This is a genomic window from uncultured Bacteroides sp. (assembly GCF_910578895.1).
In the GTDB taxonomy this organism is placed as follows: domain Bacteria; phylum Bacteroidota; class Bacteroidia; order Bacteroidales; family Bacteroidaceae; genus Bacteroides.
On sequence record NZ_CAJTSC010000003.1, the window covers coordinates 25,177 to 37,765 of the forward strand.

The window sequence follows — 12,589 nt, forward strand, 5'->3', positions numbered from 1 at the left end:
GAATGACGAGTTTAACAGAGAATGTGCAGTCTCGCTATCATCTGCACACATTGCCGAACGGCTTGCGCATCATCCACGAACCCGCTTCGTCGAAGGTGGCTTATTGTGGTTTTGCGGTGGATGCCGGAACGCGCGACGAACTTGAGAACGAGCAGGGCATGGCACATTTTGTGGAGCATCTTATCTTTAAGGGTACCCGAAAGCGCAAGGCGTGGCACATCCTGAACCGCATGGAGAATGTGGGGGGCGACTTGAACGCCTACACCAACAAGGAAGAGACCGTTATCTATTCAGCATTTCTTACCGAACATTTCGGGCGTGCTTTCGAGCTGCTGACGGATATTGTCTTCCATTCCACTTTTCCGCAACGGGAGCTTGAGAAAGAGGTAGAGGTTATCATCGACGAAATACAGTCGTACGAGGACAACCCTTCCGAACTGATTTTCGATGATTTCGAGGATTTAATCTTCCGCGGACATCCCTTGGGACGCAACATCCTCGGCACTGCGGAGCAGTTGAAGAAGTTCCGCAGTGAAGATGCCGCCGCTTTCACTTCCCGCTTTTATCATCCCGGCAATATGGTGTTCTTCGTGCTGGGCAATGTGGACTTCAGGCAGGTGGTGCGCTGGGCGGAGAAGCTGTTGGCAGACATTCCGGCGGTGGCGGTAGACAACCGCCGTACGCCGCCGCCCTTGTATGTCCCGAAAAACCTGGTGCTGCACAAGGATACGCATCAGGCGCACGTCATGATTGGCAGCCGGGGCTATAATGCCTACGAGGACAAGCGCACGGCACTCTATCTGCTGAACAATATCCTCGGCGGTCCGGGCATGAACAGCCGGCTCAACATCGCCCTGCGCGAACGCCGCGGCCTGGTCTATAACGTAGAGTCCAACCTGACCTCCTATACCGATACGGGCACTTTCTGCATCTATTTCGGTTGCGACCCCGGGGATGCCGATTTCTGCATCCGTCTGGTACATAAGGAGCTGAAACGCCTGCGCGACATCAAAATGACCTCTTCCCGGCTTGCCGCCGCACAGAAGCAGCTTATCGGCCAGATAGGCGTGGCTTCGGACAACAACGAGAACAATGCCCTCGGCATGGCAAAGACCTTTCTGCACTACAACAAGTGCGAAGCGCCCGAAGCCGTGTTTCGCCGCATCGGGCAGCTCACTCCTGAAATTCTGTTGGAAGTGGCGAACGAGATGTTTGCAGAAGACTACTTGTCGACACTTATATACGATTGACCTCTTTCCGGGTCCTGTTGTTCCAGCCGTTTCCTGCTGAATTCGCAACCGCAATACAGTTGGTTGTAGAAGTCATATTCCTTCAGCAACCGGTTGCGGCGCTCTTGCAGCCCGCCTTTCCGCCAGTTCTGTTCCCAGAAGAGGGTGCCGGGATGGCAGGCGGCGGCACGCCGTCCCGCTTCGTTTATCTGGTCCAGGCTTTTCCAGCGCGAAGATGCCAGGGTGGTGGTAAAGACGGAGAAGCCGTGTTCGGCGGCATAGCGTGCCGTTTCCGTCAGACGCAGTGTGAAGCACTTCAGGCAACGGCAGCCGCGCTCCGGTTCATCTTCCAGTCCCGCCATGGCATTCCGCCAATGCGCGTAGTCGTAATCCGCATCGATGAAATCGAGGTTTTGAGCCGTTACGAAGCGGATGGCTTCCTGTTTCCTGATTTCGTACTCTTCCTGCGGGTAGATGTTGGGATTGCAGTAGAACACGGTGGGGCGGATGCCGTTTGCCAACATGCACTCGATGATGGCGGAAGAGCAGGGGGCGCAGCAGGAGTGCAGCAGCACCTTGTCGTCGCCGTTGGGAGTTTCTATCTTTAGCATAATCGTTTCTTAGAATTTCTGAATGAACTTGTCCCATAAATCCGGAGTTCCCGTTTGGCTATGGGTTCTTTCGTATAGCTTTTTGCGTGAAGAGTTGATTGCCTGCTTGGAACGTGCGGTCAAGTCGGCAATGCTTATAGGGGGGATTCTCATCTTCAGTAACATACAGATACGTATTTCGTGTGTGCTGATGTTTGGGTAGAACTCTATCAACCGTTCTGTGAAATTGTTGTAGGTTTGGTCAAGTGCTTTGCTCAGCTCTTTCCAATCATCGAGGGTGAGTTTTTTCTTGTCGGAGATACTTTCCGAATGGGGCATTCCTGCCACGTGGCAGAAGTCTTTGTACACTTGCGATGTCCTGAATGCTTCTTCCGATAGAGTCTGTACCTTTTGTTTGGTTTCTACTTGTTTGTTGATAAGTTCCAGCAGCTCTTTTTCAGACTCTTGCAGCCTTTTTTCCATTTCATCTTTTTGACCTTCGATGTTTTTCAGTTGGCCTTTGATAGTTGCTATACGCTTTTCATTCACTGTGATAAACTCTTGACTGTTTCGGTATTGTTCTTCGGCAATCTTTCTCAGCTTCTCTTTCTGCCGCTCGATGAGTAGTTTTCTTTTCAGTGCGTAGACAATGCAGGCTGATAGAACAAGAATAAAAATACAGATGATTCCTGCCGAGAGTATGACAATTCGATTCTTTTGCTCCAGAATGACACTTCCAAGACGTTGGTTCTCTTCTTCGCGGGCATGATAGTTGTGTAGCCAGCTGTTTTGGCTGTTCATAGTCATGACCAATGCCGGTAACAAGCTGTCCACATAGAGTAGGGAAGTGTTGAGATACTCCAACGCTTCTTTTGTCTTTCCTTGCTTGTCGGCTATTTGACTCATCATCTTATAACCGTTTTTCTGGTCTTTGTAGTAAGCGTCTTTGTTATGATACCAATTATTGGTAGAGAGCATTTGCCTGCAATAGTACTGGGCAGAGTCCCATTTAGCTGTTTCATAAAACAGGTAAGTACGGGTGAAGTAGTAGGTTGGTAAGTGTTTTAAGGAATCCCAATGAACAACATGAAAGGCATCGTATGCTTTCTGATAATTTTTTTCCTGAAAATGGCACATCCCACATTCGGTATTGATGTCATTGTATAATCCTTTATTGTTTATTTGTTGTGCCATGTCGCTTGCTTTTCGGTAATAATACGACATACTGTCTGTATTTTCTCCCTGATATCCTCTGGCGATAAAGAGTAGTCCATAGGCTATGAGGGTACTGTCGGTACTTAATTCTGCATAATGGTTGGCTTGCTTAAAGAGTGGGATAGAGTTTGCGTGTGTGGCATGATTCAAGTGACATATCATCCCAAGGAAGTGATATATTTTATAGAGAATGCGGTAATTTGTACTACCTTTGAATGCGTTTAGTGCTTTTCGTAGGTAGCTTTGTGCTTGTGGCGAATCTCCCATGGTATAGTAAATCATTCCCGCATAATAATATATTTCCGGTAATCGTTCTTTGTCATTCTTGTAATACTCTAACAGAGGTATGACGAGACTGTCGGAAGTAAAAAAGGTACGCGTGTTTTCTTTCGCTCTGATGGTTAGTATCTTATGATACATTTGCGTGGCTTCGGGTTCTTTGTCAATGCTCCCTTTCAGTTGCATCAACAAGGACAGGGCACTGTCCGGGCGTATATCTACCAATGAGTCCGCCACCTGCATCAGGCGGGGATAGGGTTTGTTGTCACAAGAATAAACAGCAGATAACAGAACTATTGCAAGCAGGAATTTTATAGCTTTCATAAATACATTTCCATTAAGATTATCTTGTACCGATGGGATTTCTGTTGAATCCGTACATTCAGATTATTCAATATGATGCGGTAAAGGTAATATTTAAAGAGTTAACCCGGGTAATACAGGATGTTTTATTTCTGTTTTCTGTCATTTATTCTTGTGCCAATACTTGGTTAGTCCGCCCTTTGCAACATTTTCTGGTTTCCGCTCTTGTTCCGGAAGTTTGTCTTTATGGAGTTGAACGTATAGCGCAGTGTCAGGCTTACGCCACGTGTGTCATACCTGTTGTGTCTCTTGTATTCCGTATCGGCATAGTTGTTGGTCCATTGGGGAGTCACGCTTTTGGCGAACAGGTCTTCTCCGCCGATGGATACATACAGCTTGTTTTTGCAGAAACGTCCGGAAATGCCGATGTTGGTATTGAGCGAATATCCGTTTTTGTGTGTTCCGCTTCTGCTGGGAGAATAGTAATAGGTGTTGGCGTATGCTTCAAAATATTGGCAGAAGCGGTAGCTGGCGTATATCCCCAAGCTGGCAGAGAGATCCCGGAAGAAAGTCTCCTTCCCTAAATAAGGATAGGTGATGTAGCTGCAAGTCAGGTAGCCGAAAGACGAGATGCTGAATTGTCCGAATGATTCGGAGTATTCCAACCCGAGGTCCCAGCTCTGCGAATGGTCGATGTTTTGCGGCCTGTTTACTAAGATATTGGGGTTTTCGGTGTCGTGTGTATAAGACGAGACCGTGGGATTTGTGGTGTATTTATAAATAGCCCGGATGGTCAGGCTCTTCAGGTTGGCTGCCAGTGCAACGGTATTCTTAAACGAGGGTTTCAGCAGCGGGTTGCCTGTCCAGTAGTGCAGGGAGTCTTCGTAACTGACGATGGGGGTCAATTCGCTGAACGACGGCCTGCCTATGCTTCTGCGGTAGCTGAGGGTGTAGCTGATGCCTTCTTTCTGTTTGTAGGTGACCAGGGCATTGGGGAAGAGGTTTGAGTAGGTCTTTCTTAGGTCGACGGACTCTTTGTTTTCGATGGTCTTGGTGTCCGTGTAGTCGTATTCGTAGCGCAGACCCAACGAGACACTGAACTTTCCCCATGTACGCATGAAGGTGGCGTATGCGGCAAGCCACTGGTTCTTCCGGTCGATGTCCTGCGGCTTGTTGTTGATGGTGGTTCCCGAGTTGTTCTGGGTATGGCCGGCTTCTACACCTATCCGTTCCCGGTCTTCCTTGCCTATGCCGAAGGAGTAGTCGCCGTTGAAGGTGTAGATTTTATAGTCTGTGGTTGTCTCCGTGTAGGTGGGGTAGAGTTTGCCGGTGTTCAGGTTCAGTTCCCGCATATTCTTGTCCTGGTCGTTTTTTCTGAAGGCATAGTCGGCAACGAGGTTCAAGGCAGAACGTTCGTTGCGGTTCCAGGTATAGTTGGCGGAGACGCTGTGCAGTTTTCGGTTTAGCTCTCCGTCCGAGTCGCTCTTCTTCAACGTTGTTTTTCCATTGTCATCAATGGTGATGTCGTGGAAGTTATATTGGTCGCCGTTTATGAAGTTTCCCGAATATTGGATGCCCAGTTTCTGCTTGGGCGACAAGTCAAAGCCCAGCCCTCCGAAGACGGTATAGTTGTTGGATGTCCCTCCGAAGCCGCCGTCCGAACTGTTTCTGAAGATGTCGTCTTCGGAATGCCGGATGGTGGTCAGGTAGTCATCATACGCGCGGGTCTTGGTATGGCGGTAGTTCAGCGAGAAGTTGCCCGAAACGATGCCGCTTTTGCCTGCGAGGGTGATGCGCGGGTTTTCCGAATACCGTCTTCTGACGGTGAAGTCGTTGCTGACTGTGGCGCCTAAATAGTCCTTCAGCTGCTTTCTCAGGTAAATCTTCACCACGGCATTTGTTCCGTTCTGGTAGCGTGCGTCCGGTTCCTTGATAATCTCTATCTTGTTGACATCGGTCGACGACAGCACGTCCAACTCCGATTGGTTGGTTATCTTCCGGTCGTTGATGTAGATGATAGGCGTACCGGCACCCGCGACGGAGATATTGCTGCCGTTCGTCACCATCACTCCCGGAGTCCACTTCAACATATCCATCAAGTTGCCCGCATCGCCCAGGTGCGTGCCTTGTATGTTTCGGATGGTGTAGTTTGCACCGTTGTGTTCTATCTCGTTTTTCTTGGCTTTCACCACTACCTCCTGCAGTTGCACGGACTTCTTGTAGAGGATAATTTCTCCCAAGTCGTTCGTGGACGGTTGCAGTGTCTTCCGTGTCTGATAGGTTTCATAGCCGTCAGAGCTAACCGTCAGTGCTATCTCTCCAATGGAATCGAGAGGAATCTCGAAATGCGGTTCATGGAACGAGCCTGTCATGGTTTTGGCGGCGTTGGCGTATTCCACCTTCACTTGATAAATGATGCTTTCATTGTCGGAAGCAACGACTTCTCCTGCAATCCTGTTTTGTGCGAAAAGATGAAACGCGGAGGAAAAGAAAGATAGAATGAGGAATAGTTTGTTCATAGTGTCAGATGATTTTCTTCATTAAACATGTTTTCAATAATAATCGGTAAACTCTTGAATGATTCCCGCATTTCGAAATGATTTGCAGGCATACGGCACCGCAATCCATACAATCAAGCTGTATGTAACTCGGGAATTTCATAGTATCACAAAAATAAAAGCCTGTCGCTTTTTTGCAAAAGAAAGGAGTACGCTGTTGGTACGATGTATGTGCGGATATGCCGCTTCAGGTATACCTGCGGTACGGTGGTTTACGGGACAGTTGCCCGGCGACTACACCTTCAGCTTTATCTTCCCCTTCACCAGCAGCCCGGTCAGCTGTACGATGATAATGGAAAAGACGAGCGACTTGAGCAGTCCCGGCACGCCGCTGCCCAGTGCTTCCGGATAGCTCCAGCCCGCCAGTTGCTGAACGGAGTACCAGATGTAGGGAAGGGTGTAGCAAGTGAGCGTTGCCGTGCCTGCGGGTTTGATGATGTCGAACCATCCCGCCTTGCCTTTTACATCGGTCAGCCAATAGAAGAAACCGAAGAGCGGGAAGAAGGCGGCAAGGCAATAGAACAGCCACGACGGGGTTGCCTGTATCTTGGAGATAATCCAGTATGGGTGCGAGGCGAGGGCGAGGACAAGCATGGCACTGCCGAGGATGCAGAGCATGCCGATGAACCTGCCCGGATGCTCACGGCGGGCATAACGCTGCATCAGTAGCGAGGTCAGCACACCCGACATTCCGAAGGCGTGCAGCGTCCAGTCGCTGGGGATGAAAGGCAGCAGCAGGATGCGGCTGCCATATCCTGCGGGGATAAGCCCGGAGTGGCTGAGCACGGCAAGCATTGTAACCGCAAGCCATGCTGCCGTGTTCCGGCGCAAGCTTTCGCGGGTGAAGAGGTAGATGCCGGCACATACGGCATACGTCCAGCCGATAAGTCCGAGGATGCCCCACCAGCCTGTGTGGAACGGTTTGCCGTGCAGGTCCTTGTAGACCACCAAGGCGGCGAGCAACAGGATGCCTGCGGCTTTCATCGCGGTGAAAAGGTGTTTTCTTGCACCTTCCGCCTGCGGATACACTCCCCACGTCAGGAAGAAACCGATGACCATCAGGATGGTAAACCACGCGTGGGAGAGCCCGCCCTCGATGCCGCCGCTATTGAGCGAAAACAGTCCCATGGCAATGAGCGCCACCGTGCGCCGGAAGATGTGCGCGATGACTTGCGTGGTGGTGTCTCCTTTCCGGTAGCGGTTCTGTATGGCAAAGGATACGGACATGCCCATGCAGAAAAGAAAAGCGGGGAATATGGTGTCGGAAAAACCTAACATGTCCTCGTCGGCTTCGGCGTGCATCAGCCAGTGGGGGATGTTCTTCAAGCCGGGGATGTCGTTTACGAAAAGCATGAGGAACATGGTGAGGGCGCGGAATACGTCGACTGCGGCTACCCGTTGTTGTGTGAGGTTTTTCATCGCATGGTGGCTTTTGGGGGTTAGGATGGCAAATATAGGAAAGATTTTTGCATGCAGGTGCAACCTTGTGCCATTTCTTCGGATATTTCGCGGCGGGCTTGTCTCTTCATCCTGCCGTGACAGGGTGCTTTGCGCTTCCCATTGAGGTGGGAAGATGTTCCCACTTAATTGGGAACGCGTTCCCAACGAATAGGGAATTTGTTTCCAACGGACTGGGAATAAAGTTCCATCGCGTTGGGATGATGTGGAACTCATAGGTCTCATAAAAAAGGTGTATGCCAGTGAGGCACACACCTTTTCTTATGTGAGTTTCCAACCCGTTCTTGCGGGAGTTTATGACTCTTTTTACAGGAACTTACCCCGTTCTTACAGGCGTTTCCCGGAAACTTATTCGAACAGCGATTTGGCAATTCCCATTTCCAGTCCTCTCAACTCTGCCAGTCCTCTCAGGCGGCCGATGCAGGAGTATCCCGGATTGGTTTTCTTTTTCAGGTCGTCCACCATCTGGTGTCCGTGGTCGGGGCGCATCGGGATGGAGACGCCGCGGCGTTGCTGCATTTCGAGGAATGCCTTCATCACGTGATACATGTCCACGTTGCCTTCCAGGTGGTTGGCTTCGTAGAAGTTGCCCTCAGCGTCACGCTGCGTGCTGCGCAGGTGCACGAAGTTGATGCGGTCGCCGAACTGTTCCATCAGGGCGGCGCAGTCGTTGGCACTGCTCACGCCCAGCGAGCCGGTGCACAGGCACAGACCGTTGCTCTTGTTGGGGACGGCATCAATCAATGCCTGGAAGTCGGCTCCGCAGCTCATGATGCGCGGCAGGCCCAGGATGGAACAGGGCGGGTCGTCCGGATGGATAACCAGTTCCACACCAGCTTCATCGGCAACGGGACAGATTTCGCTGAGGAAATAAATCAGGTTGGCGCGCAGTTTCTCGGGAGTAATATCCTTGTAGCGGTCGAGCTCTTTCTGGAACTGTTCCAGCGTGAAGCTCTCTTCCGAGCCGGGCAGTCCGGCAATCATGTTGCGCACCAGCAGCTGTTTGTCGTCTTCGGTCATCTGCTCGAAGCGGGCTTTGGCTTTCGCCTTCTCCTCGTCGGTGTAGTCGGCTTCCGCGCCGGGGCGCTTCAGCAGGAAGAGGTCGAAAGCGATGAAGGCGGCACGCTCGAAGCGCAGGGCGCGGCTGCCGTCGGGAAGCTCGTAGGCAAGGTCGGTACGCGTCCAGTCCAGCACGGGCATGAAGTTGTACGTCACGATGTTGACACCGCATTTGCCGAGGTTGCGGAGGCTCTCCTTGTAGTTGTCTATATAGCGTTGGAAGTCTCCGGTCTGTGTCTTGATGTGCTCGTGTACGGGTACGCTCTCTACCACGGACCAGCGAAGCCCGACGGCTTCAATCATTTCCTTACGTTTCATGATTTCCTCCACGGTCCATACTTCGCCGTTGGGGATGTGGTGCAGGGCGTTCACAATGCCGGTGGCTCCGGCTTGCTTGATGTCCCACAAGCTGACCGGGTCGTTAGGACCGTACCAGCGCCAGGTTTGTTCACATAGTGTCATTGTTCTTGGTTTTTAGTGATTAGTTTTTTTGAGTAAACGAGGGAACGAGTTAACGAGACTACAGGGAACTGTTTCACTTTCCCTCTTTCTCGTAGACTTGTTAACTCGTCTCCTTGTTTCCTCGTCTACTTGAATTTAAATAGAGAAAGCATCGAAACCGCCGTCTACCACCGACAAGGCTCCTGTCACGAAGCTGGAAGCGTCGCTGATGAGGTAGTGGATGGTTCCGAACAGTTCTTCCGGTTCGGCAAAGCGTCCGCACGGAGTGTGGGCGATGATGGTCTTTGCACGGTCTGTATACGAACCGTCGGGGTTGGTGAGGAGCGCGCGGTTCTGGTTGGTGAGCAGGAAGCCCGGAACGATGGCGTTCACACGGAGCTCGGGGCTGAACTTGGTGGCAAGTTCGGTTGCCATATAGCGGGTATAGTTGCCGATGGCGGCTTTAGCCGAACCGTAGCCGACTACGCGCGTCAGCGGGCGCAGGGCAGACTCGGAGCAGAAGTTGACGATGGCGCCTTTCTTGTTCTTTGCCATGACGTCTACGAACACCATGGTGGGCAGCACCGTGCCGAAGAGGTTCAGGTCCACTACCTTGCGGAATGCGTCCACGTCAAGGTCGAGCACGGTCTTGTCCGGAGCGATGGTAGCGCCCGGCATGTTGCCGCCTGCGGCGTTCAGCAGCACGTCGATAGTGCCGAAACGTTCGATGATGGCTTTCTTGTTCTCTTCCAGCACCTCTTTGTTCAGTACGTCGGTTACGAGGAACAGCGCTTCGGACTTCTGGTTAAGTTCGGCTTCGAGTTCCTTGCCCACTTCTTCCACGCGGTCCAGCACAACGATTTTGGCGCCTTGCTCTGCGAGGTAAGTGGCGATGTTTCTTCCTAAAATGCCGCAACCGCCGGTGATTACGATTACTTTGTCTTTAATGTCGAATAAGTTCTTCATGATTCTTTATATTTTAGTTAATAAGTGAATGTTTAAACATTGGTATGTTGCTACAAAGATAAAGATTTAATCGTTTCTTTGTTATCCGTACCGTATCAGAAAATATTCAATTGGTCTCAAGTGTCTCTTTTCTGCCCAGCGCTTCCAGATAGTAGTAGTCGGCATAGTTCAACGGCACGTCTATCTCGCTGTTTCCGGGGTGATGTCCGGTGGAGTGGAGCAGCAGGAAGCCGTAGGAGCTGCCCGGTTGCGCCTGGTAGTGCTTGTTGAGGCTGTTTATCATTTTGTCGGCGATGTTTTTATAGCGTTTGCCGTCTTCCGATGAAACGTAGGCGGAAAGCTCGTACAGCGCCGAAGCCATGATGGCTGCGGACGAGGCGTCTCTTGGCACATCCGGTATGCCGGGAGCCTTCATGTCCCAGTAGGGGACGAGGTCTTGCGGCAGGTTGGGCAGGCTGAAGAAGAAATCGGCGATGTGGCACGCCTGTGCCAGGTAAGCCGGGTTTTTGGTGAAGCGGTAGCACATGGTGTATCCGTACAGCCCCCATGCCTGTCCGCGGCTCCAGAAGGAGTCGTCGGAGTAGCCTTGCGCGGTGTGTTTGTCCTGTACATCTCCTGTGGCGGGGTCGTACTCTACCACGTGGTAGGAAGAGTAGTCGGGGCGGAAATGGTTCTTGATGGTGGTGTCTGCATGCTTCACTGCGATTTTATGGTAAGTGGAGTCGCCCGTCTCCTGTGTGGCGCGGAAAAGCATTTCGAGGTTCATCAGGTTGTCGATGATGACGGTGAACTTCTTGTCGTTGTCGATTTTCCCCCAGGAGCGGATACATCCTACTTCGGGTTTGTAACGGGTGATAAGGCTCTTGGCGCTTTGCAGCACCACATCCTTGTAAGAGCGTTCGCCGGTAAGTTCCCAAGCCTTGCCGAAACTGTTGTTCATCATGAAACCGAGGTCATGATTGCCCGTATACCATTTGGCGTCTTCGATAAGCCAGGTGAAGCTGACGGCTTGCCGGCGCCAGTATTCGTCATTGGTATAGTCGTATAGCTGCCACAGCGAGCCGGGAAAGAAACCGGAGCACCAGTCGTGCGGATGTATCATCGCCAAGGAGCCGTCTTTGCGGATGGTGCGTGGCACTACGCGCCTTTTGCAAAGATTGTCCTGTTCTTTTCTGGCTTTGTCGGCGCATTGTATGGCAAGTTTCATCTGGTTGCAGGCAAAGGCGAAGGCGTTGTCCGTTTCGGTGGGTTGCATATAGAGCAAGTTGAAGCGGTCGTTCGGGGTGAGGATGCGGTTGTCGCGATACAGGCGGAGGTAGCGCTTGTTGCGGGCAAGCTTTTCGGGAGCAGCCTGCAGGTTTCCGATGTAGACGGCGGTGCGGTACAGGTCTTTGCAGAAGTTCTGTTGTGTCTCCGTCCAATTGCCGATTTCCTTGTAGGGCCACTCTGCCAGCGGCTTTCCGGTGTATCCCGCCAGATAGTCCATGGCTTTGTAGAAATTGCGTCCGTCTGCCGAAGTCGCGTTGTCCAGATAGATGCCCAGCTTCTGTGCCATCGTCATGATGTCTATGATGTGGGTCAGGTTGTATTGCGTATAGTGGTAGGCGCGCGTGCGGCGCAGTTCGTGCGGCATTCTGCCGTCCGGTTCTATTTGCTTGAACATGCGCTGTTCGGGCAGTGCGTTGATGATGCTGCGTGCCACGTCCAGATTGCCTACATAGAGGGCGAATGAGATTGCCTGCGCATCGAAGGCGATGCTGTGGTTGTTGGCGGCTGCGGCCTCTTCCTTGCCCGGCTGGCTGGTGAGGAGCCAGTCGAGCAGTTTGCCGAACCAGGCTTTCAGTTGCTTGGAATCTTTCTTGGTGAACGCCCCGGATTGTTCCAGCAGCTGCACGGCATCCAGCATCTCTATGAAGGAATAGGTGTCGATGACCCCGAAACTGCGTCCTTTGTTATTGTTGCGTCCCATGATTACCTGGGCATACTCCAGGTTGGGGTTCATGCGCGTGTCTTTGTTGAAGAACCACACCCGCAGGAGCTCCGTTGCTTTTCGGGCATATCTCTCGTCGTTGCTGAAGTACCATGCCAGGGCAAGGGTGGTGACGCGTTCGGCGGTCTCTCCCAGTCGGTTGCGGTCGAATTTGTCCAGTTCGGGGTTCGACTCGCCGTCGCGGCTGATGTAGGGAAGCCCGTCCGGTTTGGTCGGGTCGGGCCAGTAGTAGCGTGCCAGGCTCATGTAGTCGTGCTTGCTTCCGCTGCCGGGTGTTTTCTCTTTCATCATGACGGAAAGCGGCTGTACGTCCAGCAGCTTGTCTGCCTCTGATTTCAACTCTTGATAAGCCGTTGCATAGAACGGGTTTTGTAACGATTGTTTTACATTTGCAAGGTGTGTTGCGTCCCAAATGGATTGCGCCTGGATATTGGCGGCAAACAGCAATAAGAGGGCGGTCCATTGCATTACTTTCAGTCTCATGGCTTTTTTATTTTGAAG

Annotated in this window: 8 protein-coding genes; 1 reads left to right on the forward strand and 7 read right to left on the reverse strand. The window is 51.7% G+C overall.

The window, feature by feature from the left end; genetic code table 11:
• Positions 1 to 2: 2 nt before the first annotated feature.
• Positions 3 to 1,250 (forward strand): pitrilysin family protein, encoded by a 1,248-nt coding sequence (locus tag QZ327_RS01520; RefSeq protein ID WP_294616532.1) that lies wholly within the window; start codon positions 3 to 5, stop codon positions 1,248 to 1,250.
• Here the strand turns inward: QZ327_RS01520 and QZ327_RS01525 are convergent.
• The 7 genes from QZ327_RS01525 to QZ327_RS01555 all read right to left on the reverse strand — a co-directional run bounded on the left by QZ327_RS01525 (position 1,223) and on the right by QZ327_RS01555 (position 12,571).
• Positions 1,223 to 1,840, reverse strand: coding sequence for an epoxyqueuosine reductase QueH (locus QZ327_RS01525; RefSeq protein ID WP_294616533.1), 618 nt, complete (start codon positions 1,838 to 1,840; stop codon positions 1,223 to 1,225). The genes QZ327_RS01520 and QZ327_RS01525 overlap by 28 nt on opposite strands.
• Positions 1,841 to 1,849: 9 nt before the next feature.
• Positions 1,850 to 3,637, reverse strand: a complete 1,788-nt coding sequence (locus QZ327_RS01530; RefSeq protein WP_294616534.1) for a hypothetical protein — start codon at positions 3,635 to 3,637, stop codon at positions 1,850 to 1,852.
• Between the two features lie 167 nt (positions 3,638 to 3,804).
• Positions 3,805 to 6,135 carry an outer membrane beta-barrel protein gene (locus QZ327_RS01535; RefSeq protein WP_294616535.1) on the reverse strand — a complete coding sequence of 777 codons (2,331 nt, stop codon included), beginning with the start codon at positions 6,133 to 6,135 and terminating at the stop codon, positions 3,805 to 3,807.
• Between the two features lie 273 nt (positions 6,136 to 6,408).
• Positions 6,409 to 7,593: a DUF5009 domain-containing protein gene (locus QZ327_RS01540; RefSeq protein ID WP_294616537.1), complete on the reverse strand. Its 1,185-nt coding sequence runs from the start codon at positions 7,591 to 7,593 to the stop codon at positions 6,409 to 6,411.
• Positions 7,594 to 7,980: 387 nt separating this feature from the next.
• Complete coding sequence (gene uxuA, locus QZ327_RS01545) at positions 7,981 to 9,153, reverse strand: mannonate dehydratase (RefSeq protein WP_294616539.1); 1,173 nt, start codon at positions 9,151 to 9,153, stop codon at positions 7,981 to 7,983.
• A 135-nt stretch (positions 9,154 to 9,288) separates the two neighbouring features.
• Positions 9,289 to 10,098, reverse strand: coding sequence for an SDR family oxidoreductase (locus QZ327_RS01550; protein WP_294616541.1), 810 nt, complete (start codon positions 10,096 to 10,098; stop codon positions 9,289 to 9,291).
• A gap of 106 nt (positions 10,099 to 10,204) precedes the next feature.
• Positions 10,205 to 12,571, reverse strand: a complete 2,367-nt coding sequence (locus QZ327_RS01555; protein ID WP_294616542.1) for an alginate lyase family protein — start codon at positions 12,569 to 12,571, stop codon at positions 10,205 to 10,207.
• Positions 12,572 to 12,589: the final 18 nt, after the last annotated feature.

Coding starts and splice junctions, on each gene's coding strand:
- QZ327_RS01555 (WP_294616542.1), bottom strand. CDS start 12,571: ATGAGACTGAAAGTAATGCAATGGACCGCCCTCTTATTGCTGTTTGCC.
- QZ327_RS01550 (WP_294616541.1), bottom strand. CDS start 10,098: ATGAAGAACTTATTCGACATTAAAGACAAAGTAATCGTAATCACCGGC.
- QZ327_RS01525 (WP_294616533.1), bottom strand. CDS start 1,840: ATGCTAAAGATAGAAACTCCCAACGGCGACGACAAGGTGCTGCTGCAC.
- QZ327_RS01535 (WP_294616535.1), bottom strand. CDS start 6,135: ATGAACAAACTATTCCTCATTCTATCTTTCTTTTCCTCCGCGTTTCAT.
- QZ327_RS01530 (WP_294616534.1), bottom strand. CDS start 3,637: ATGAAAGCTATAAAATTCCTGCTTGCAATAGTTCTGTTATCTGCTGTT.
- uxuA (WP_294616539.1), bottom strand. CDS start 9,153: ATGACACTATGTGAACAAACCTGGCGCTGGTACGGTCCTAACGACCCG.
- QZ327_RS01520 (WP_294616532.1), top strand. CDS start 3: ATGACGAGTTTAACAGAGAATGTGCAGTCTCGCTATCATCTGCACACA.
- QZ327_RS01540 (WP_294616537.1), bottom strand. CDS start 7,593: ATGAAAAACCTCACACAACAACGGGTAGCCGCAGTCGACGTATTCCGC.